We start from the raw sequence: 20607 nt of genomic DNA, 5'->3' as shown, positions 1-20607 counted from the left end.
TGTCATAAGTCTCATGCCAGCTATATCCTGTGCTTCACCCACCCCTTGCTTCGTTCCGTGGCACGGTGAGGCACAACTGATCAGTCTCGCTATGTGCGGTCCACCAGCTGCGGTCGATATTATCTATCGAACTGCGTGCCGGTCCAGGTCAGATAAGCAGCATTTTTATTGGTTGTTCCACCAAGGACCATCCTGCCATCCGGAGTCAGATTGCCCTTGTAAACGGTTCCAGTGCTCTGACGCCGAAAATTGATCTGGCCGTTGCGAAACTGTTCATAAATGACCACGTCATTGCTCTGGGATCCATTGAGACTATCCATGAAGACGGCATCAAAATAATTGGTGCCGGGACGTCTGCGCCAGGTGGAATCCAATACCCGTCCATTGCCCAGTCGCTCAACAATGATCCATCTCTGACCTGGATCATAGCCTCCCGCCGGTGCGGTGTAGTTGGGTCTCGGCTGAACATAATTTGTTGGCGGCCGGTATCCAGGCGTAGAAGGATTTTGGGTTGTGGCGGCAGGTGCTCCCAATAGCCCCAACAGGAAATCACGGACGCCATTGCTTTTCTTTTGCGGCGCTGGCGGTGCGGTCACCGGTCGCGTACCACCGGGATATCCCCCTTGGGGTGTTTGAACATAGCCCGGATTGCCAGGTTGCAGGTAGCCGGGATTCACTGGTTGCTGGTATCCCGGATTGGCGACAGGATAAGGCGCAGCAACAGGCTGTCCGTAGACCGCATTATTGCCTGTACCCTTGGCATTATTCGAACCGGAAACGGCCTGAGTGTTGCAATCCACGGTTCCGGGATTCGGACTATATACGCAGTTTTTGAAACGGCGGCCAGTCAGCGTCAGCGCCTGTTTCGTGGGATTGGAAGGCGTGGCGTGACATTCCGAACAAGACAGGCCGGAACTCCTAGCGAAACCTATATTCGCTTCAACTGGTGCCGGCATCAGAAAACTTGCGCCATAGGCAAGAGTCAGAATTGATCCTGCTGTTGCGATTGCTAATGGTTTCGTTGATTTTTTCATGCCCGCTCCCCGTTCCCTTAAACTTATTTTCCGGTCCATCGCTCAATCTTCCCAGATCGATGCGGTCCAGCTATCGCCTTGGCCGAAATTGGCACCGGCAACGGTTCCGTTAAATATGTGATTAGTGTCGGCTGAAGGAATACCGGTATATCGCATCTGCAATTTGGCGCTGAAAAAACTTACGGCCCCGTTTCGATATCCTTCATAAGTCAAAATATCATCGAGATGTTTGCCATCAATATACATCGTGGCATCAACCACATTTGTATTGGGACGGAACTTCCAGATCACGTCAGCAGATTTTCCAGTGCTCTCGCGCAATTGTACCAGCCAGATTTTTCCAGGCTGGAAACCCGCGGAAGCGTTTGGCGGTACATAATTGCCCGGTGGAGGACTGTAGGGGTTTTGTCGTTGGACGACCTGAGGAGGTTGCGGAGACCGAGCACAGTTCAGTTGATATCCGCATTGAGCATATCTCTGGCCGAAGCCATTGACCGAAGACCGGCTTGCGGTGACCCCTGCCACATGACACGCTCCACATCCCGAACTGGTAGCGGTCGCATAGGCTGGCGTGGCGTTGACCGCGGATGGTTGGAAATAGTTGATGGCAATCGCGATTGCGAAAAAACTCATTACGACGGACGTCGCTAATTTATGTCCGAACTTCATTCCGGTTCCCCCCGAGACGTTTGGTAACCTTTCGAAAAAGGCCTTACGATCCAGGGTTTTTGTCCCATCTATATGATGAGTTTTATCGGGAGCCCCCACTCCGGTTGATTCTACAATCAATAATCAACAACGGTTTCAGCCTATAAGCATGAAGGCAAAAGTCAAATGCCTTGTCCCGTTTGAAAGCAAAAGCTGCTCATCCAGTCTTCACCGATACTGATAATGTACAGCGCGAATTATGTTGCGTTTCAGATCGAGGCGATCAGCCAGAACATCTTTCACAGACCAAGTCGATAGTCTTCCCGCCAACACCGACTAGCTTGATGTTTCGCGATCAACTTCATGTTCAAGCCGTAATCGAATATTGAGATTGACCAGCACCGCGGCACATTTGCTTGGAAACGCGCGTCTCTTCGCCATCGATAATCGCAACATCGGTAATGGTGAGGCATTTGCGACCATTGGGCTCGGTGTTCAGCGCAGTGACGGTAGAAGACCCTGACACACCGCCACGGGTCGGACTTTTCCAATTGGCTACTGCTCCGACGGTCTCCTGCTGGACAACAGCATAAGTTGCTTCAGAGGCTTTCTTCTGTTCATCCTGACTCAACTTGCAGGCGATTTCACCAACAAGCGCCGCACCGACGGCACCGGCGACCAACACGCCGACATCGTCAAGGCCGGCCACGGCTCCGACCACTCCACCAAAAATGCCGCCCAACAATTGGCCACGGCCCCTGGATTTTTTACAGGACTTGTCGCCTCCTGACTTACCGGAGGTTTTGCCCTGTTTGCCGGAGTTGCCGCTGCCTCCTTCCATGTTCAGGAAACCGTAATTGGAGGGGACCGGATAGCCACCACATCCGGTATTGTAGCAATATCGATCGCTCAGGTAATTGCGATCCAAATGATAGAGTTGCTCTGCAGCCCGATAGATCGCCATATTTTTTCCGTCCGGATCTGAGTTTGCATGCTCCTGCCGCATCTCCTTGTAGAACCGGTCTCTGCTGGCAGCAGAATATTCCATTTTTCCTGCCACTTTATCCGTATAAATCCGGGAAATTTCATCCTGATATTGATTCATGCGTTTTCGATAGTCGGTCAAAACGCTGCTGTAATAATTATCCAGCCGCGTCGTACATTGATTGATATTCTTCGCTTTGTCGTGAGGGTCGGGAAGATGCAGATGATCTTCGCGACAATCCGGATAATCCTGCTGCAGGAGAACCGGGGTTGGCGGTAACTGCGGCAAAGGCGGTTCTACTCGCGATGGCGGCACATAGGCCTTGTCTTCCGCTGCCTGAACAGGTGATCCTTCTGGATTGCCGGTACCGGCAGGTTCTTGTGGCGGTTGGGGCGGGTTTTGCGACTGACCGGGACCGGAAAATCCTCCCGAGCCATTTGCGGCATCACTGTCCGGGTTCGGTAGAGATACCGCCGGATCATCATTCACCGGAGCACTTCCATATGCTGATGATGGAAGTGGTACCGACTGCGGAGTGGCCACCCCTCCCGGTCGCTGGCTGTTTTGGACCTGACTGTTGCAATCCCCCTGGCTTGACGATGAGCTATAGATGCACTGGCTATACGCGATACCGACACTGGTCAGTCCGTTCGTTATGGGATCCGAAGCATCGGAATGGCACTCGGAGCAGGAAGCACCGGTGCTTCTGGCAAAAGCCACATTGGCTTCGACCGGACTTGGGTGGATGACGAACGCACCAATCGCGATTGCAGTCATCGTTCCAACGGCAGTCACAGCAAGCGCTGTTTGAACCTTGCTCAAATATTCCTCCTGTTTCATGCCCATGACGAACCGAGACCCAGAGCTCTAGCCGATGTGGCCAGCCAAATCTAAATTACTTCAACTTTCCTTTGACCTCTTCCACCAACTATCCCTCCGGCATGCTTGCGACAATATGCCTGCAAGAATTGATCGGCCAGACCTTTTTTTACATTCCAACTCTCATCCCGGTGCATCACCCCAAAATGGGATCTAGGATCAAGAAATAATCCGGCATCAATATATCGAGTCTGAGCAGGCGCTGTGATCCACACCACACAGGCCCTGAAAAACCGGTGATCGGCAGGAAACCCCTAACGAATTTAACGCAGCTGACCTGCGTTTATAATCGTTAATTTTTGTCGATTCGATTGCTACATTCAAAACAATGTTTTGGTAGCGGAGGAGGGACTCGAACCCCCGACACATGGATTATGATTCCACTGCTCTAACCACCTGAGCTACTCCGCCATCGGGTCCCGGCGATTATTTAATCGCCACGAAACTCTCTCTGGACGGCGGCGCTATAGTCATAGCCTTCGGTCTGGTCAACAAGCTGAAGCGAGAAATACGCTAAAACTTGCACGGCCAATACGATCCGCGCTAACAGCGCTTTTCGGGCCGATATGTGGCACCAAGGGGCAGATATGAACGCATTTTATGACATATTGATTGTTGGCGCTGGCCATGCGGGCGCGCAAGCGGCCATCGCATTGCGTCAGAAAAAGTTTGAAGGCTCGATCGGCCTGGTCGGAAACGAAAAATATCCACCCTACGAACGGCCCCCGCTGTCCAAGGAATATCTCGCCGGGGAAAAGCCGTTTGAACGGATCTTGCTGCGGCCCGAGAGCTTCTGGGTCGAACGCGAAATTGATTTGCTCACCGGTCGCCGGGTGTCGAAACTTGATCCGATCGGCAAGAAAGTGATTTTGGCTTCCGACGATGAAATTGGTTATGGCAAGCTGATCTGGGCAACAGGCGGTTCTCCGCGGATGCTCGATTGTCCGGGAAGCCAGGCGCGCAATATTCACGCTGTCCGATCCCGCGCCGATGTCGACAAGATCATGGCCGCTCTGCCGACCGTCAAAAAGGTCGTTGTCGTCGGCGGCGGCTATATCGGACTGGAAGCAGCTGCGGTTCTGACCAAATTGGGCAAGCAGATCACCATTGTCGAATCGCTCGACCGGGTCTTGTCCCGTGTGGCAGGCGAAGCGCTCTCCCGATTCTTTGAAGCCGAGCACCGCAGTCATGGAGTCACCATTGAATTGGGCGCCACTGTCGCGGGATTTGAAACTGGTGAAGATGGCATTGCCACCGCCGTTACGCTTACCGACGGACGGACGCTGGAGGCGGACATGTTCGTGGTCGGCATCGGGATTATTCCGGAAACGGGCCCCCTCGTGGCGGCAGGCGCAGCGACCGGCAATGGCGTTGACGTCGATCAGCATTGCCGCACCAGTCTGGAAGATGTTTATGCGATCGGTGACTGCGCTGCGCACAGCAATGCCTATGCCGATGGCGCGATGATTCGGCTGGAGTCGGTCCAGAACGCCAATGACCAGGCGAAAGTGGCCGCGCTCGACATCCTTGGCGAGGAAACCGAATATGATACCGTGCCGTGGTTCTGGTCGAACCAATATGATCTCAGGCTGCAAACGGTGGGCCTCTCGACCGGCCATGACAGCTATGTTGTTCGCGGCGATCCGGAGTCGCGCAGTTTTTCGGTGATCTATTATCGCGACGGCAAGGTTGTGGCGCTCGATTGCGTCAACGCCACCAAGGATTATGTGCAGGGCCGCAAGGCCGTCGTCGAGGGATTGAATCTCGACAAGAACGACCTGGTCAATACGGAGATTCCGATAAAGGAAGTCGGAGTCCGCTAACGCCCGCGAAAGGGCCAGCTGCCGATGTCCTGCCAGGGGCCATCAAGATAATAATGCAGCCCGATCCCGTGGATGGCGAAGGGTCGCGGCTCGAATTCGTCGGAAAGCTCCTCCAACAGGCGCTGCGCCTCTCCGGGAATCACCTTGTTCTGCACCGTGACATGCAGCCGGGGCGTCTGCTGATCCTGCGCCACCAGCAATCCGGCGAACCGGTCCGCCAGTTCCATCCGCAGGGACAGCAATTCCGGCGCATGCAGTTGATAGGCCACGCCGCGTCCAAGATGGATCAGCCCGGATAATCGGGCTTCTGGCTTCGGCAAGCTGCTGGTCAGTGATATCACGGCAGACCTGATTTCATCCAGTGCCTGCGGCGGCAGATGATGGAACAATGTGATATGGGCTCTCACCAGATTGCGCTCCGGCGGAAAATGACGTCTGCGGAGGCCATCGGCCCAGGCGAAGTCCGCCTTGCCCATTTCCGCCGTCATGATGATTGGTTTGTTAAGGCGCTCCATGCGCCGATGCTATCGCACAATGTAAAACCGCGAGCAATTTCTCGCTCGCGGTTCATTTTCTCGGGTTGTGCGTCGGACTTAGGCCGCCTTGCGCGATGCTTCCTCGCTGTCCAGCCATTCGAGCAGCTTTTCGGGGGTCGATTCGACATAGGGATCGTTGTCGACACCATCGTCATTGATACCGGGCTCTTCGAACCATGCGCTGACGACGCCATCATCGGCAATCATCGAATAGCGCCAGCTGCGATCACCAAAACCGAGATGGTTTTTCTTGATCAGCATGCCCATACGCCGGGTAAAGTCGCCCGATCCGTCCGGCAGCAGCTTCACTTTTTCCAGACCGAGGGACTTGCCCCACTGGTACATCACGAATGCGTCATTGACCGAAATGCAATAGACTTCTTCAACGCCGCGCGCCTGGAATTCTTCATAGAGACGTTCGTAGGCCGGGCACTGCTCGTTCGAGCAGGTGGGGGTAAATGCGCCCGGCAGGGAGAAAACAGCAATGCGTTTCCCGGAAAACAGGTCTTTGGTATTCACGTCTTCCCAGCGGAAGGGATTTTCGCCGTCGACCGATTCGTCGCGAACGCGGGTTTTCAGGGTAACTTCAGGGATATTTCTACCGATCATCATGGGCTCCATTGGTTTGAATGAGGGCCGCCTAGCATCGAAAGATTGATAGGCTAAATTGATTTATTACACTCCACTGATTGACATAATCACTCAAAGTCTGTGCGGCTGCAAATGCCTTTGGTGCATGGCATTTTCCGCATCACGCGGAATTCACACGACGCTTCCAGAAAATTGCAGCACTGAAAACCCGCCCCACGCTCCGGTTCGACATTCTTCTTGATCGGGAACCGCGCGAGTTGCACTATCCCGCAACCACGGGGAGGATGAAATGACGGAAGAAACGAAAATACCGGTCTGGTTCTGGATCATCGGCATTGTCGCGCTGGTCTGGAACGCCATGGGCCTTGGCGCCTATTTCCAGCAATATATGATGAGCGCAGAGGATTTCGCGGGGCTCCGTCCGGAACAGCAGGAATTGCTCTTCAGCCAGCCATTCTGGCTGACCGCCGCATTCGCCATCGCGGTCTTCGCCGGCTTTGTCGGCTCAATCATGCTGCTAGCGCGAAAGCGCCTCGCCGTCAGACTATATCTCCTGTCGATGGTCGCCGTGCTGATCCAGTTTGGCGGCCTGTTTCTGGCTTTCGGATATGCGGATGCCCTGATCGGCGGCGAGTGGGTGATGCCCCTTCTGGTTCCCATTTGCGCAGTCGGGCTATATTTCTACGCCCGCAAGGCGGAACAAGACGGCATTCTCACCTAGGCAGACGTGCTGAACGGGGTGAAATCGGTATCTTCATCATAGATATCGACACCTTCGCGCCGTTTGAGCCATCCGACCACTAGATATGTCACCGGCGTCAGCACAGCCTCCCAGAGCACTTTCAGGCCCCAGTTTGTCACCATCACGGTAAACACCACCGAAGCCTCCCACAGCCCCCAGAATGCCAGTGGATAGAAGATCAGGCTGTCGACGCCCTGCCCGACAACCGTCGAACCGATGGTGCGGCTCCACAAGGCCTTGCCCTGCGTCCAGACCTTCATTCGCGCCATCACATAGCTGTTCACAAATTCACCGGCCCAGAAGGCGACTATCGATGCAGCCACGATGCGCGGGACCTGGCCGAACACGCTTTCATAGGCGGCCTGCCCTTCCCAGCCCTCGGCCGGCGGCAGCGACACCACCACCCAGCTCATGAAGGCCATGAACAGCAGCGCGGCAAAGCCGGCCCAGATCACCCGCCGTGCCCGCGCATAACCATAGACTTCGGTCAGCACGTCGCCGATCACATAGCCAAGCGGGAAGAATAATATGCCCGCACCATAGATCCACTGCTCACCGCTGATCATGATGAAAGTCGGCTTGGCCGCGCCAATGACATTGGACAGCAGCAGCACCGTCACGAAAGCCGCCATCACGAAATCATAATAGCGGAACCGGTGGCCGGTCTGGCTGGAAGCGGAAGTACGGACTATGGGATTATCGGTCATGGGCTGACCTTAGCTCAGCCGGGAGACAATTCAACATATGGATAATAGGCGCGATTTCTGCGTTGGAATCTTCTTCGATTCTGCAATCGCCAAGTGCGCATAGTCCGCGCGCCTTTTTGGGTTTCGAGATACTGGGCTCATTCGGCTTGTCACAAAGCGGCGACCATATGGTGCGTTAGTTTTGCTGCATCACTCCAAGATATAGCAGGGTTAGGCCAATGGTATTGCTGAGACCGTGAGAAAGCATGAGCGGCCACAGGTTTCGTCTGAAAGCCAGATACAGAAGTCCGGATGCAATGGCGATGGCTCCGGTCGCCACCCATCCGGCCATACCCTGATAATAGAAGTGAGCTTGCCCAAACAGGATCGCCTGACAGACAATGGCAAGAAATGCCGAAAATGGTATGCCCGTGAACAAATACTCAAAACGCGAAAATAAAGCTCCGCGGAATAGCATCTCCTCGGCGAACGCTCCGATGAGCCAAGCGAGCATCAGCCAGAAAAGAAAGACAGGAAAATTGCCCTGAAGATTGTCGAACCGCCCCTGATATCTTGCATCTATGGCACGAGTGGCCTCGTCGGGCGCGCTAAAAAGGCTGACGATGAAAGACTCAGCGAATATGCCAACACCGATGGTCACGACCAACGCAATGATAGTCCACATGGCCAGCAGCTTCATATTCTCGGGGCGCTTCAGCCCAACACTGCTCCAGCTTTGATCATTTTGGCGAAGACAGATTGTTGCAACCCCCAAAGCGAGAAGAAGCGAAATCGGTCCAGCAAGAGTCCAGATCGCGTCAATTTGCAGCAGCAGATATTTGCTTGTCAAAAGCGTAAAGATGATAAGCAGTAGATCGCGAAATGCTGTCCATCGACCGGGATTGCTGTGATCTGGGTTTGTCATGAATATTCCTGTTCACTGATAATGCGTTGCGCTCGGATTTGCGGGATTGAGGATGATGCGGGCCTTTCAGAGCGCCCGAACCCGCTCCAGGACTGATTTTTGCTCAAGCGCCTCTGTCGCGCGCCGCGTGATCGCCGGCATGTCACATTCGATTTCCTCGAACAGGCCGGCGAAAGCACGAGCGGCTTTTTCCAGACATGCCTGCAAACGCCCGAATTGCTCTATGCCGCTGGGTGTCAGCCGCAGAATTTTCCGCCGTCCGTCCTGGGGATCTGCGAACCGCTCGACGATAGCTGATGTGATGAGTAGTTCGACGCGTTGCGTTGCCACCTGATGGGGCTGCCGAAGAAGCTTAGCAATGTCAGCGGTGGATATTTCGCGCCGCTCACCAATTAACAAAATATAGGACACAGCTCGTGCGGGAAACTCGATACCCGCGTCCTGCAGGAGCAATTCACCCTGATCAGAGATCAAATCCGCTAAGCGAACCAACTGATTGGCGATAAAAGCGCCTCGCAACGGATGGCTATCGACGTAACTTTCCACAGACACAGACTCCGATAAATTTATACAATCTATTGTACAATAAGATGTATATATCGAATTCAGTCAACCTGTTTCTTCTGCGGGACCTGCTCACACCCCAGTGGAAATGCCTCTAAATCACGCAGTGAGCGGCCGTTCTCATGCAAGACTGATGGGATAAATTTGCTGGCAAAACCGTGGCTTGATCAAAGTGACTTTTTAAAGATCAATTTTCTCTATCTCGGCAAAATGTGTCTCAAGCGCTCGATGGGAACACCGGCCAGCTATCGATTATCGCACCATCGTCATAGATCGCGATATCTCCGAATTGCAGGAACACGGCTTCGCTTTGTGTCGGACGCAGGAAGACAAAATCATCGGGCCGGATGTCGGTGCCCGGGCCACCATTCAGCATTTCCTGGTTGCTGGAGCGAGCGAATGTACTGTTATAGCGCAGTCCGGGAGGATCTTCGGGATGCGCCATCCACTTGCCACCATAGATGAAGACCGTCTTGTCGAGATTGGGATTGAGCGCCCGTTTTGCGCCGTCGGCAAATTCCATCACCGGCAACCGCGTTTCATCAAGCACCTTGAGAGCAGGCGTGGCGATGAAAGCGGCGGGCGCGAACGGTTCCAGTAAACCGGTGTCGAAGTCCGTTGGCTTGACCAGCGCCGAACCGACCGAGATTTCGTTGGCAATATCGGTATTCTTATAGAGCCGATAAGTCGGGCTGCCGGCCGCGTTGCGGGTCGCGGCTGTGACCTCGGCCTCTCCAAAGACGTGCTTTGCTGAGCCCAAGGCCGAACCATAAATTTCCCACGCACCGTTTTTGGCCCGGTCCCGCCAGCCCAATGTCGTAGGAATTTTCGACAAGTGCGGCTCGTAACCCATCAGACCGGAAAATTTCAGGCGGTTTGACTGGCGGATTTTTTCCATCATGCCGGTCAGCGCATCGCCGGGCTCCATCCCGCCACGGTGCAGACCTACGTCCAATTCAATATTGATCGCCATATCAGCGCCTTGCGCGTCAGCAATGGCGGCATATTGATCGAGCCGCTCTGGTGTATCCGCCAACCATTGAACCTTGCTGGCCGCTTCCGCTTTATCCTGCGGCAGCGCGGCGAAATAATTTTTCACGGCCTGCGCCGGCATCGGCTTGCCGATCAGCTGGTTCGCGTCCGGCATGGCTTTGCTCAGCGCGATCAGCATTGGCAGGTTGAATGTCATCAGCCGGTCGGTGTGGGCGCGTTTCCGAATATGACCAATCAGGTCGAGCGAAGGCAGTGATTTGGCGACGATCCGGTATCCCATGCCGTCCGGCAAATCAGACATGAGTTGATCAATATTCGCATTCAGCCGCGCCCGGTCGATCACCAAGGTGGGCTGCGCAATTTTCGCGTCGCGCAATGCCTTCTGCATGGCCAGAAAATAGGGGCTGCGCGGTCCGCTCTTGTCTGATTCTCGTCCCAATGCCACAGCCATTCCTCCCGCTATCACCGCTCCGCCAACCAGCATTTTTCTACGGCTCAATTTTGCCATGCTAGGCTTCTCCCCAGATTTTGGAGAGATAGGGATTTACAAGTTTTCCTGTCGGATCAAGCTCCCTGCGCAGCTGATTGAAAGCGGCAAATTTTGGATAAAGTGCCGACAATTCCTTCGCGCCAAGACTGTGCAATTTGCCCCAGTGCGGGCGCCCGCCGGCGGCGCGGAATATTGGTTCGAATTCCGTGAAGAAATATTGGAAGTTTTCCGAAGAATCAGCATGAATGGCGATCGAAAGCCGGTGGCCATCGTTGAACGGGCTGAGCCAGGCATCGTCCGGTGCGGTGACCCGTGCCTCAATGGGATAGAAGGCATCATTTCTGCTTTCCATCTTGGCGATCACCGTGCGCAATGTCTCCAGTCCGTTTTCCAGCGGAATATGATATTCCATTTCGTTGAATTTGGAAGGACGGCTGGTCGCGAGCAATTTCCAGCCCGCATCGGTGGTATCTTCTCCGGCCTCAGGATCAACCGACGCTGCAAATATCTTGCGCCTGAGCCACGATGACCAGCCGAATGTATCCCGCAACTGTTTTAGATCCTGAAGGAAATTATCATCTTCGCTTGGCTGCTCTCCTGACAGAGACCCTTCATATTTGTCATGGGTAAAGGTGGCGCCATGACCCGTGTTGGGGAAGAATACCGCTTCAAAATTCCGGTGCTGTTCGGAGAGGCCCATATATTGGTCGAGGATATCTTCGGTCTTGACCAGTTTCACGCGGCGGTGCAGATCAAAGGCCGGTTCGACTTGCAGATCATAGCGGGTGATGATTCCCAGCGCACCAAGCGATACCTTGCCCGCCTGGAACAGGTCCGCATTTTGCTCGGCGCTTGCTTGTACAATATCGCCCGACGGGGTGACCAGTTCAAAGCCCCGCACATAATCGTGAATCGCGGTCAGGTTGCGCCCGGTGCCATGGGTAGCAGTGCTGAAACCGCCCGCGAGCGTCTGCACGTCGATATCGGGCAAATTGGCCAAAGCGAGGCCCTGTTCATGGAGCAGGCGCGCGGCTTGTTGCAGCTTGGTACCGGCTCCCAGCGTCGCGATATTTGTTACTGGATCATGGCTGATGATTCCTGACAACGCACCTATGTCCACCATTGTCCCTTCGGACGGACATAAAGCGGTAAAGCTGTGGCCGCTTCCCGCCGGGCGAATGGGTGTCGGGCTGTTTTGGACCAGCGCCACAACTTCTTCGGTGCTGGTGGGAGCTGCCAATATCTTTGGCGTCGCTTTTTCGATGCCGGACCAGTTCACCCAGGCGCGTTCACCGGTCGGGGCTTTGGGCAGATCGGGATCAAAGCCGTCGCGGACAAAATTCTTTGAAGACCACCAGGCCTGGCTCCCCACCGGAATGGCGACTGCAACAGCGGCACCCCCCAATAACAATTTCCTGCGAGAAAGGGCCATCAGCTTGTCCTTCCGGCCATGAAGGCGATCAATTTTTCCAGTTCTTCATCCGAACAATCACTGCACAATCCCATCGGCGGCATGGCGTTGAGACCGGTCTTGGTACGGGCCAGCAAGCCTGCTGCGCCCCTGGCGTCATATCGAACGGCCCATGCGGCTTTATGTCCGGTCAATGGCGCTGCGGCGTCGACGGCCGAGTGACAGGCTCTGCAACTCCGGTCATATTTGGCCGCGAGCTTCGCATCATCGGGAGTGAGGTCAGCGGCAAGCTGGATGTCGGAACCTGTAGGCGAAATCGCGGCAACCATCGAATCGCCGGTTTCGCCATTCTGGTCGGCACTGCCTTCCCCGCATGCGGCGAGCAAAACCATCGATGCTGCGACCAGTCTTTTCATATCCCAATCTTGCCTTTTGCCAGAAAGATAGTAATTACTATCTTTCAATATTCATAGTGTCAAGAGGACGGACATGCCTACGAAAGCGAACATATCCGACAAGGCGGTCGAGCCGCGCCGGCGTCCGCGACAACAGCGGGGCGAAGACACGATTGACCGGATATTGGAAGCCTCGGCAGAGCTGTTGGAGGAACTGGGCTTTGACAAGCTGAACACCAACCTCATCTGCAAGCGCGCCGGCCTGACCCCGCCAGCGCTTTATCGCTATTTCCCGAACAAATATGCGGTATTGAAAGCCTTGGGCGAACGTCTGATGCGGGTTCAGAATGATGCGCTCTATGACACGCTCGACGAGACCGGGATATTGCCAACGGCCCAGAATATTGCCGATCAACTGCGCGGACAATATGATGTGACCATGGCCCAGGAAGGTGGCCCATGGATCATGCGCGCGCTGCACGCGACACCGCAGCTCGCCGATGTTCGGCGCTCGTCCCATGGCGAAATGGTCAAAAGATTTGTCGATTTACGCGTGAGCGAAAAACCGGGCACCGATGTTCAGGAAATCGAACGACGCTATCAGATCATCGTGGAAACGGGATATGCGGTTCTGGAGATGCTGATCGACAATCCGGACTTGGATGTCGATGCCACGTTGAAAGATACCGGGTTCATGCTGTTTGCGCTCCTCGATTCCGGGCCGTCCGTTTAATTGCTCTGCGGTCGCCGTCGATATGCACCCGGTTTGGAACGACCAATTCGCTCAGCATTTTTGCCATTTTTGTGAAAAACCCTTGTCTTTGAACGGATCTGGTCAAACAGCCCCAGTCGCGCATGCGGACGCTCCGCCGCACCCTGAGGAGGAAAAAACCTTCCTTATTGACAAGTTTGAAAAATGAAACTAGGCGCAAAGCCGCAAAAATCTGCGGTTTTTTGCAAATGGCGCCCGTAGCTCATCTGGATAGAGCGCGAGACTTCTAATCTTGAGGCAGCAGGTTCGAGTCCTGCCGGGCGCACCATTTTCCCTATTTCTTGAAACCGCGCTGGACAGCTTCCATCGGTTCGGAAGTGATCGGATAGCCGATGCCTTCCGGTATGCACAGATGGACTTCCTCGCCCCGCTTCTCGATATTGGGAGAGACCATCACCGACGGGTGGTCCTTCACATGCGCGACCGCCTCATCAAACGATCCGAATTGCGCCAGCCGCTCTAGATTGCGCTTGGTCGGGAAGATGATCTTGACCTCGCCCGCTTCGGCGCGATCAAGCACTGATTGGGCATTGCCCCAGAACAGATTGTAATTCTCGGTTTCATCGACCGTTGCCTGTGCCTTGTGATCGTCATGCGAGATCATGTAGAATCGCGTGTCGAACACCCGCTTTTCCGCAAAAGGCGGGCACCAGCGCGAGAAGGGTATCAGCTTCTCCAGCTCCAGCTGCCAGTCAAACTGGTTGCAGATATCGGCCAGCACCGTGCCCTTGTGCAGCGCATCCCTGGCCTCCAGGACACGCCGGGGATCGAGATCCCCCTCGACGGCGACCGCAATCCCGGTTTCCTCGATCGATTCCCTGACCGCCGCAATGCGTGCACCATATTCTTCAAAATCGTCATGACCGAGCGCTCTGGCAAATTCGAAATCCGCGTCATCAATCCGGCCACCGGGAAATACCGCGGCACCGGCGGCAAAGACCATTTTAGCCGAGCGCTCCACCATCAGCAGATCCGGCGCATTGCTCCCGGGCTGATCCCGGAATATCACCAGCGTGGACGCGGGAATCGGTTTGGGCATCGGCTTGCCTGTGATCGCATCCATCGCTGGCGCTCTGCTGTCGGTCTCTGGTTTGTTCATTCTTTCATATGAACAGCAAGCGGCGGCTTTGCCAAGTCTTTTGATTCTCACCGGCTCGGGCAGTCGGATTTGCCAAAAACCGAACGGCGTGGCAGGATCATGACATGGGAATTGTCGAGCTATTGGGATTGGCCGGTAGCGTCAGCCTGATATCGGGCTGGCGGCTTTATCTCACCGTCTTTGTCACCGGTCTGGCGATGCGTCTCGGATGGGTCAGTCTTCCCGAAAACCTGCAGGTCCTCGACGCCTTTGCCAATCCCTGGGTTCTGGCAATCAGCGCGCTCGGAGCGCTGGCGGAATTTTTCGCCGACAAGATTCTCTGGCTCGATTCGATCTGGGACACCATTCATACCGCGATCCGGCCGCTGGGCGGCGCGCTTCTTGCTCTGGCGGTTGTCGACGCCAGCGATCCGGTGTGGCAGCTTGTGGTGTTTCTTCTGGGAGGCAGCGCAGCGCTGATGAGCCATGGCGCAAAAACCGGCGCTCGCGCCCTCGTCAACACCAGTCCGGAACCGGTCAGCAACGCCGTCGTCTCGACCGGCGAGGATATTGCGACCGGCGGCCTGCTTTTCCTTGCCTTTGCCAATCCGGTTGCCGCGCTGATCATTGCATCGCTCATGCTGATCCTGTGCATTTTTCTGGTCTACAAAGGCTTCAAGCTTTGGCGGAAAATGGTTTCCAGCGGCAGCTAGCCAAGAGCCTGGCTGCGGCCAGGCCGAATATGGAGCGCAAGATACAGAGGGAAAAATGGTCGGGGAGACAGGATTTGAACCTGCGACCCCCTGTACCCAAAACAGGTGCGCTACCAGGCTGCGCCACTCCCCGACGCGCGCTTCCCCTAGGCGGTGCTTTTCGGAAAAGCAAAGGGTTTTTACGCTTCTTTTTGCCGCGGCTCGGAAGGAGACCGATTCACGGCAATTGAAATAAATATGGTGGGCCCGGAGGGATTCGAACCCCCGACCTAGCCGTTATGAGCGGCCAGCTCTAACCAACTGAGCTACAGGCCCATATGAGCAGCTTTTTCAGGCAGATCTCAATGGGAGGGTGCGATAGCGGAAGCTATGACGACTTGGCAAGAACGATCATCGCAATTTGTCAGATTGACAGAAATGAGATGCTAGCTGTCCTTCGCAACCCGCATCAATTCGCTGATATCGACAGGTTTTACATTGCGTGTTGCAAGATGGTCCAGAACCTCCCGCCACCAATCGTAAAAACCCTCGAGATCGGCTTGGCTGCGAACATAAGGCGTATGGCCGGGAGACAGTGAAGGAGAGTGGAAGGAGAAGACCAGCAATCGCAATTCATCATCCAGCGCGACGTCGATTGCCTCCTTCGTTTCGCGCGCGGAAATGCCTTCGGGCGTGAGCGGAATGCGCTCGATCATCTTGCTCCGGGAGAATAGCGCATTGACCAGCGGATATTTTTCCATGATCCCGGCCACAAAACCGGCTTGCTTGCGCAAAAGCCCTGAATAGACGGTCGTCAGGGGCACTTCGAGAAGCTTGGCCTCCCCATTCCACCAATAGGGTTCCGAACCAACCGCCAGAAAATCCGGACCGCCCTGCCCGCTATAGTCGAATCGCGGACGAATACTGCTGTCCATCTCAAAGCCATGTTTGATCAACAGCTCTGTCGTGTTCGGCCCAATGCCATAGCGACCGGCGCGAAAAATCGTCGGCGTGATTCCAATTTTGTCACGAATGGCATCGCGCAATGTGACGAGCTTCTCCTCCTCCAGCTCTTTCGGCAGATTGCCTGCAAAACTGTTGTAGATATTTACCTGCTCGTCGAAAGGCGGATTGATCCAGGGATGTAAATGAACGCCAACCGTCGCTCTTCCTTGCTCTGCAACGGTCCTGAGAAAGGCTGCAGCTGCGTCATTTTCAATGATCGCATAATCGATAAAATAGACCGGCTGAACTCCGTGAGCCTCTATGAACTCCTGAAATTCCTGCAGCTGGGGAACAGATGCGGTGGTATGGCCCTCGCGCTGAAACGGGGCATCCCAGTCAAACTCTTCTTCCGTATCTACCGAGATGAGAAAGCGTCTGCCGAATTTTTCCGGCCAATGGACGTGGCGATTCGGCCTCCGGATTTTCATCGGCTGATGATCCTGTGCAGAAATTTCTGTCACCTCCAGTTGGTCCGTATTTTCCGAAAAACCGGACCATGAACAGACTGGCTATTCCGATTCCGTTTCCCGAATTTTGATTTTGCTAGTCGTCGCTGCTGGCAGGGTCAAGGCAATGTTATCCTCGGTTATGGTGAGCGAACCACCGGCGGACTGCGCGAGATTCCGCACCAGGCGCAGCGAGAAACCCAGACCCAGCAGCGAGGATTCTCCGACATCACCATCGATGCCCTGTGACGGGTCAAGCAATATGCTTTCTGCAACATCCTTGATCCGCGAGGGACGTGACAGAGTGAACTGGTTGATCGGCTGCACGCCTATGCAGGTCCGCAATTCACCCTTGAGCGTCTCGCCATTTTCGCAGGAAATAATCGCAGCCGACAACAAGCGGGCAAAAATCCGTTCGACCGATTCGCCATCCAGCGCAAACGGCCGAACCGGCTCTGCCTTGCTGATGTTGAGATCGACCACCTTGCTCTGGGTAAGCCCTTGCAGACGCTGAGTCATCCGCTCAAACAGCCAGTCGGCTTTCGTGCTTCCGCTGGATTCCGGCAATTGCCCGGAATCGACTTTCACGGCAACATCCAGATCTTCAAAACCAGCCAGCAATCGTCTCGCTTCATCCATGATGTTGCGCGCCAGCGACCGATATTCACGCGAGGCCGGTCCGAAAAGCTGCTGATCGATAATCTCGCTAAAGCCGATCACAGCATTGAGCGGCGTCCGCAGTTCGTGGATCAATTGCTGGAGCTGTTCGCGACGTTCGACATTGACACCGCTATGAGCGGCATCTTCCGCCATATTGGGCCGCCGCATCAGTCCGCGATAACCTTCAAAGCGTCCCGTTTCCTCGCTAAAATAAGGTATTGCGCTCATTCGCCAGTCGCCGGCGACAATGGACGCGCCGCAGAGTCGCATACGCGCATTTTCCATGGGCATGCGCTGACGGAATGCTGCCGCACCATAAGCATCGGGACCGGGGCCTTCATCAAAGGCGGGCTGAGCGATGCTGACACCGACTATGGCGCCTTTCGGCGGCCCCTCGGTCCAGTTAATCGTGCCGGTCTCGTCCGTTTCAAACCGGATGGCCTCAAGCGATTCGACAAAGAAGCTTTTGCCGCCATCTTCACCGACCAGTGGGCGCTGCATTTCGGTCGGGCGCTTCTTTTGGTAATCCGCGATCTTTTCGACCAGCGCGCTGATTTGGGATTCAGCCAGCTGGCCAGCGGGATCCCCTGATCGGTCTGACGGCGATTCGATCGCAGGTCCTGTATCCGAACTGGCGACGGGAGCCAGCTCTTCTTCCACAATTTGCGGAGCAGGCTCTTCTTGTTTCTCATCAGCGAACACGAAACCCTGTGATTGCAATCTCGCCTGCGCGCGGGGCGAAAGCCTCGGGAAAGCATCCGCACAGCTTTCCGGTGGCAGGTCAGCAGACATCATGGCAGCATCGCAGACAGCATCAGTATCGGCGGTCAAATAGACCAGCAGCGGCGCGGACCGCAATCGGCCGCTCAGCGATTGCACGGCGGCCACACGATCCTGTTCGGAGACTCTGTCGTGCAGATCACGCAGCCGGGTCAATCCGGCCTGGACATCATGGTTCGCCAAATCCCCGGGTTTCTGCGCCAACAGATCGGTCACCTGGCGCCATTGCGTGGCTGCTCCTGGGCCTTCCGGCAGGCTCCCCTTGAGCACGGTGGTCAGACGGTCATCGAAGCGCAATATGAAGATCCCGAAAAGCGTTGGTGTATCCGATTATTAAGTGGGTGATAACTCTTCCGCCGCCTTACTGGAAGCAATGAATATTTCTCGTCACAATGTGGGACATGGGAGAAAGCGTTGCTTGGTTTGCTTATTATATTATAACGATCAAATGATTCGCGAACGGATATTACATTTCTATGGCTGACACAAATTTGGACGAAATCGACCTGAAAATTTTGCAGCGGCTACAGGATGATGGCCGCATTACCAATGTAGAACTTGCCAACAGCGTCGGTTTGACGGCTCCCCCCTGCCTCCGTCGCATGCGGGCATTGGAAGATGAAGGAGTGATCAACTCCTATCACGCTGCGATCGATCCGGCCAAAATGGGCTACACGATCACGGTATTCGCAATGGTCAGCCTAAAAAGTCAGGCAGAAACCGATTTGCAGGCCTTTGAAGAACATGTGCAAAAGCTCCCCGAAGTACGGGAATGCTATATGCTGAACGGCGAAATCGATTTTATACTGAAGGTCGTCGCCAAGGACCTTCAACAATTTCAAAGCTTTTTGACCAGCCAGCTAACCGCCGCCCCCAATGTCGCCAGCGTCAAGACATCACTGACCATCCGGTCGGCCAAGCATTTGCCGGGCGTTCCGATCCAGGAATAAAAAAGGGCGCCAATGGCGCCCTTCTTCAAATCACATAAAAGACTCGACTAGCTTGTCGGTTCAGCCGCTGCCGGAGTTGCCACCGGGGTTGCCGGCGCAGCCTGTTGCGCGATCCAGGTCTGCCACATCGTGGCTAGTGGCGCGCGGGTTCCGGAAACCTTCGCAAAGGCCTGCTTGGCTGCTGCCAAGTCGCCAGCAAAAGCATGGGCCGTACCGATCCCGACATAGCCGCGATTCACATCGGCTCCGGGCTTCGAAAGACCCGCTTCATAAAAGGCTACAGCCTTGCCATAATCTTTGTAACCAAGCCAGACATCGGCAAAATTCATCATCACCGAACTGCTTCCGGAGCCTCGCACCCCGGATGGCTGGCTAGGCAGCGATGCTTTGTCAGACGACGCCTCGCGTTTTGCCGGCTCGAGTAGCTCGGCGATCAGTGGGCTGGTAGAGCTGACGATGCCTTTCTTTTTTCCTTCTTCCAGGACAGCGACCACTTCACCAAATAGATTCTTGCGCTGCGCCTCTTCCGCAAACTCCTTGTAGTCACGGGTTGTCTTGAGAGCGTCAGTGGCTTTCATGAAACGCAGAACCTCAAGATTCTGAACGCTATCGGATTGAGACGTCCAGCGGCTCGCTGCGATGGCATCACCCCAAGAATCCCCGGAAGGATAAGCCGAGGCCCATTTCGCTGCCCAGGTTGAATATAGGCCCTTGTTGCCACTGGCCAGCGCGCGATCACGTGCCAGTCGGTACCATGATTCGGGGGCTTTGGTTTGCGACGCATTGGCGTTGTTCAGAATTTCGTCCCACTTTGCCAGGCCTTCGGGAAACATATTCCGTTTGAAATAGCTCTCGGCCAGCAGCGGTTCGATGTTATTCTCGCGATAACCAAGATCATAGGCTGCCTGGAACCTCTGGGCAGCGTCGGCCCAGCGTTCCGCGCCATAAGCAAAATTGCCGGCAAAAAAGTTGAACGCCGGCAACTGTTCCGGTCCGGTCCGGCCGCTATCGAGCGAGGCAATAATGCCTCTTTCCTGCAATCCGGTATCGGTGAGCTTGCCACCAAGTTGAATGGCCAGCTGGCCAGCTATGAAACGATCATCGGGCGCAAGGGTTTCGGCCAGCAGAGCTTCTACCAGCGGCTTCGCAGTCGCAGGTGTTTCGGTTGCCATTGCGGCCTGAATAGCAGCCACTTTTGGTCTGACTTCCTTGCTAATCTGAACCCCGGAATCCTTTTCCTTTTTCTTTTTCGCTGCCTGAGCTTCCTGCGGCAACGCTGTTACTGCCAGCGTGCCGACAGCAGCCAACGCAACGGCCATGGAAAAATGAGATAAAAAACGCATGAATATCCTCCGGATGATTATTATTTGGGAGAAACGGGTTCCCCGGAATATGGTTGCACCATACACTCTTGGCCTTATTACCAAGCTTTCTTAGCTTTCCTAGAGTGAATCCGCTGAATAGAGGTTGAACGGCTGCCGTTTCGCAACGGCGTGGAGCGCTCCATAGAGTATAATGAGGT

Annotated in this window: 20 protein-coding genes and 4 tRNA genes; 6 read left to right on the top strand and 18 right to left on the bottom strand. The window is 55.0% G+C overall.

The features are described 5' to 3' along the window. Nucleotides 1-119 precede the first annotated feature (119 nt). The 4 genes from AZE99_RS06765 to AZE99_RS06750 form a co-directional block, all read right to left on the bottom strand. Entirely contained in the window at nucleotides 120-1034 is a 915-nt protein-coding gene (locus AZE99_RS06765; protein WP_067199124.1) for a hypothetical protein, read from the bottom strand. A gap of 42 nt (nucleotides 1035-1076) precedes the next feature. Further along, nucleotides 1077-1703, bottom strand: coding sequence for a hypothetical protein (locus AZE99_RS16085; protein ID WP_156472138.1), 627 nt, complete (start codon nucleotides 1701-1703; stop codon nucleotides 1077-1079). A 346-nt stretch (nucleotides 1704-2049) separates the two neighbouring features. Next, a complete protein-coding gene (locus AZE99_RS06755; RefSeq protein WP_156472136.1) occupies nucleotides 2050-3489 on the bottom strand; it encodes a hypothetical protein in 1440 nt (479 codons plus the stop codon). A 391-nt stretch (nucleotides 3490-3880) separates the two neighbouring features. After that, nucleotides 3881-3957: transfer RNA gene (locus AZE99_RS06750), tRNA-Met, on the bottom strand. A 176-nt stretch (nucleotides 3958-4133) separates the two neighbouring features. Here AZE99_RS06750 and AZE99_RS06745 point away from each other — a divergent pair. After that, nucleotides 4134-5369, top strand: coding sequence for an NAD(P)/FAD-dependent oxidoreductase (locus AZE99_RS06745; RefSeq protein ID WP_067199120.1), 1236 nt, complete (start codon nucleotides 4134-4136; stop codon nucleotides 5367-5369). Here AZE99_RS06745 and AZE99_RS06740 read toward each other — a convergent pair. Then, nucleotides 5366-5884 (bottom strand): 2'-5' RNA ligase family protein, encoded by a 519-nt coding sequence (locus tag AZE99_RS06740; protein WP_067199119.1) that lies wholly within the window; start codon nucleotides 5882-5884, stop codon nucleotides 5366-5368. The genes AZE99_RS06745 and AZE99_RS06740 overlap by 4 nt on opposite strands. Nucleotides 5885-5962: 78 nt before the next feature. Next, entirely contained in the window at nucleotides 5963-6514 is a 552-nt protein-coding gene (locus AZE99_RS06735; RefSeq protein ID WP_067203365.1) for a peroxiredoxin, read from the bottom strand. A 271-nt stretch (nucleotides 6515-6785) separates the two neighbouring features. Here AZE99_RS06735 and AZE99_RS06730 point away from each other — a divergent pair, with 271 nt between their 5' ends. Beyond that, entirely contained in the window at nucleotides 6786-7217 is a 432-nt protein-coding gene (locus AZE99_RS06730; protein WP_067199117.1) for a hypothetical protein, read from the top strand. Here AZE99_RS06730 and AZE99_RS06725 read toward each other — a convergent pair. The 6 genes from AZE99_RS06725 to AZE99_RS06700 all read right to left on the bottom strand — a co-directional run bounded on the left by AZE99_RS06725 (nucleotide 7214) and on the right by AZE99_RS06700 (nucleotide 12723). Beyond that, nucleotides 7214-7945, bottom strand: a complete 732-nt coding sequence (locus tag AZE99_RS06725) for a queuosine precursor transporter (RefSeq protein ID WP_067199115.1) — start codon at nucleotides 7943-7945, stop codon at nucleotides 7214-7216. The genes AZE99_RS06730 and AZE99_RS06725 overlap by 4 nt on opposite strands. A gap of 175 nt (nucleotides 7946-8120) precedes the next feature. Then, nucleotides 8121-8849 (bottom strand): CPBP family intramembrane glutamic endopeptidase, encoded by a 729-nt coding sequence (locus tag AZE99_RS06720; RefSeq protein WP_067199113.1) that lies wholly within the window; start codon nucleotides 8847-8849, stop codon nucleotides 8121-8123. 66 nt (nucleotides 8850-8915) lie between these two features. Next, a complete protein-coding gene (locus tag AZE99_RS06715; RefSeq protein WP_197460269.1) occupies nucleotides 8916-9395 on the bottom strand; it encodes a MarR family winged helix-turn-helix transcriptional regulator in 480 nt (159 codons plus the stop codon). Between the two features lie 235 nt (nucleotides 9396-9630). Then, a complete protein-coding gene (locus tag AZE99_RS06710; RefSeq protein ID WP_067199106.1) occupies nucleotides 9631-10914 on the bottom strand; it encodes an alanine racemase in 1284 nt (427 codons plus the stop codon). Between the two features lies 1 nt (nucleotide 10915). Beyond that, a complete protein-coding gene (locus tag AZE99_RS06705) occupies nucleotides 10916-12328 on the bottom strand; it encodes a D-arabinono-1,4-lactone oxidase (RefSeq protein ID WP_067199104.1) in 1413 nt (470 codons plus the stop codon). After that, nucleotides 12328-12723, bottom strand: coding sequence for a c-type cytochrome (locus tag AZE99_RS06700; RefSeq protein WP_197460268.1), 396 nt, complete (start codon nucleotides 12721-12723; stop codon nucleotides 12328-12330). The genes AZE99_RS06705 and AZE99_RS06700 overlap by 1 nt, the downstream gene beginning before the upstream one ends. A gap of 73 nt (nucleotides 12724-12796) precedes the next feature. Between AZE99_RS06700 and AZE99_RS06695 the strand changes: the two genes are divergently transcribed. Both AZE99_RS06695 and AZE99_RS06690 read left to right on the top strand, forming a co-directional pair. Further along, nucleotides 12797-13435: a TetR/AcrR family transcriptional regulator gene (locus AZE99_RS06695; RefSeq protein WP_067199102.1), complete on the top strand. Its 639-nt coding sequence runs from the start codon at nucleotides 12797-12799 to the stop codon at nucleotides 13433-13435. Between the two features lie 230 nt (nucleotides 13436-13665). Next, a tRNA-Arg gene (locus tag AZE99_RS06690) sits at nucleotides 13666-13742 on the top strand. 6 nt (nucleotides 13743-13748) lie between these two features. On the opposite strand, the gene AZE99_RS06685 is transcribed toward AZE99_RS06690, so the two are convergent. Next, nucleotides 13749-14573 (bottom strand): NUDIX hydrolase, encoded by an 825-nt coding sequence (locus AZE99_RS06685; RefSeq protein WP_231862710.1) that lies wholly within the window; start codon nucleotides 14571-14573, stop codon nucleotides 13749-13751. Between the two features lie 104 nt (nucleotides 14574-14677). Between AZE99_RS06685 and AZE99_RS06680 the strand changes: the two genes are divergently transcribed. Beyond that, nucleotides 14678-15265, top strand: coding sequence for a DUF4126 domain-containing protein (locus AZE99_RS06680; protein WP_067199101.1), 588 nt, complete (start codon nucleotides 14678-14680; stop codon nucleotides 15263-15265). Nucleotides 15266-15321: 56 nt separating this feature from the next. Here AZE99_RS06680 and AZE99_RS06675 read toward each other — a convergent pair. The 4 genes from AZE99_RS06675 to AZE99_RS06660 all read right to left on the bottom strand — a co-directional run bounded on the left by AZE99_RS06675 (nucleotide 15322) and on the right by AZE99_RS06660 (nucleotide 18432). Beyond that, nucleotides 15322-15398 (bottom strand) — tRNA-Pro (locus tag AZE99_RS06675). 105 nt (nucleotides 15399-15503) lie between these two features. After that, nucleotides 15504-15580 (bottom strand) — tRNA-Ile (locus AZE99_RS06670). A 110-nt stretch (nucleotides 15581-15690) separates the two neighbouring features. After that, on the bottom strand, nucleotides 15691-16710 hold the full coding sequence (locus AZE99_RS06665; protein ID WP_231862709.1) for a polysaccharide deacetylase family protein: 1020 nt from the start codon (nucleotides 16708-16710) through the stop codon (nucleotides 15691-15693). Nucleotides 16711-16758: 48 nt separating this feature from the next. Beyond that, nucleotides 16759-18432 (bottom strand): sensor histidine kinase, encoded by a 1674-nt coding sequence (locus AZE99_RS06660; protein WP_067199096.1) that lies wholly within the window; start codon nucleotides 18430-18432, stop codon nucleotides 16759-16761. A 179-nt stretch (nucleotides 18433-18611) separates the two neighbouring features. On the opposite strand from AZE99_RS06660, the gene AZE99_RS06655 reads away from it, so the two are divergent. Further along, on the top strand, nucleotides 18612-19085 hold the full coding sequence (locus AZE99_RS06655) for an Lrp/AsnC family transcriptional regulator (RefSeq protein WP_067199094.1): 474 nt from the start codon (nucleotides 18612-18614) through the stop codon (nucleotides 19083-19085). Nucleotides 19086-19132: 47 nt separating this feature from the next. On the opposite strand, the gene AZE99_RS06650 is transcribed toward AZE99_RS06655, so the two are convergent. After that, nucleotides 19133-20428, bottom strand: coding sequence for a hypothetical protein (locus AZE99_RS06650; protein WP_156472131.1), 1296 nt, complete (start codon nucleotides 20426-20428; stop codon nucleotides 19133-19135). Between the last annotated feature and the right edge of the window lie 179 nt (nucleotides 20429-20607).

Source organism: Sphingorhabdus sp. M41, from assembly GCF_001586275.1.
Taxonomy (GTDB): Bacteria; Pseudomonadota; Alphaproteobacteria; order Sphingomonadales; family Sphingomonadaceae; genus Parasphingorhabdus.
Note: the sequence above shows the minus strand (reverse complement) of the source record. Positions and strands in the feature narration are given on the sequence as shown.

What these genes read in the sequence shown, in the direction of transcription:
- AZE99_RS06740 (WP_067199119.1), bottom strand. Translation starts at nt 5,884, where the DNA reads ATGGAGCGCCTTAACAAACCAATCATCATGACGGCGGAAATGGGCAAG.
- AZE99_RS16085 (WP_156472138.1), bottom strand. Translation starts at nt 1,703, where the DNA reads ATGAAGTTCGGACATAAATTAGCGACGTCCGTCGTAATGAGTTTTTTC.
- AZE99_RS06730 (WP_067199117.1), top strand. Translation starts at nt 6,786, where the DNA reads ATGACGGAAGAAACGAAAATACCGGTCTGGTTCTGGATCATCGGCATT.
- AZE99_RS06720 (WP_067199113.1), bottom strand. Translation starts at nt 8,849, where the DNA reads ATGACAAACCCAGATCACAGCAATCCCGGTCGATGGACAGCATTTCGC.
- AZE99_RS06710 (WP_067199106.1), bottom strand. Translation starts at nt 10,914, where the DNA reads ATGGCAAAATTGAGCCGTAGAAAAATGCTGGTTGGCGGAGCGGTGATA.
- AZE99_RS06695 (WP_067199102.1), top strand. Translation starts at nt 12,797, where the DNA reads ATGCCTACGAAAGCGAACATATCCGACAAGGCGGTCGAGCCGCGCCGG.
- AZE99_RS06725 (WP_067199115.1), bottom strand. Translation starts at nt 7,945, where the DNA reads ATGACCGATAATCCCATAGTCCGTACTTCCGCTTCCAGCCAGACCGGC.
- AZE99_RS06685 (WP_231862710.1), bottom strand. Translation starts at nt 14,573, where the DNA reads ATGAACAAACCAGAGACCGACAGCAGAGCGCCAGCGATGGATGCGATC.
- AZE99_RS06655 (WP_067199094.1), top strand. Translation starts at nt 18,612, where the DNA reads ATGGCTGACACAAATTTGGACGAAATCGACCTGAAAATTTTGCAGCGG.
- AZE99_RS06765 (WP_067199124.1), bottom strand. Translation starts at nt 1,034, where the DNA reads ATGAAAAAATCAACGAAACCATTAGCAATCGCAACAGCAGGATCAATT.
- AZE99_RS06650 (WP_156472131.1), bottom strand. Translation starts at nt 20,428, where the DNA reads ATGCGTTTTTTATCTCATTTTTCCATGGCCGTTGCGTTGGCTGCTGTC.
- AZE99_RS06700 (WP_197460268.1), bottom strand. Translation starts at nt 12,723, where the DNA reads ATGAAAAGACTGGTCGCAGCATCGATGGTTTTGCTCGCCGCATGCGGG.
- AZE99_RS06705 (WP_067199104.1), bottom strand. Translation starts at nt 12,328, where the DNA reads ATGGCCCTTTCTCGCAGGAAATTGTTATTGGGGGGTGCCGCTGTTGCA.
- AZE99_RS06680 (WP_067199101.1), top strand. Translation starts at nt 14,678, where the DNA reads ATGGGAATTGTCGAGCTATTGGGATTGGCCGGTAGCGTCAGCCTGATA.
- AZE99_RS06745 (WP_067199120.1), top strand. Translation starts at nt 4,134, where the DNA reads ATGAACGCATTTTATGACATATTGATTGTTGGCGCTGGCCATGCGGGC.
- AZE99_RS06735 (WP_067203365.1), bottom strand. Translation starts at nt 6,514, where the DNA reads ATGATCGGTAGAAATATCCCTGAAGTTACCCTGAAAACCCGCGTTCGC.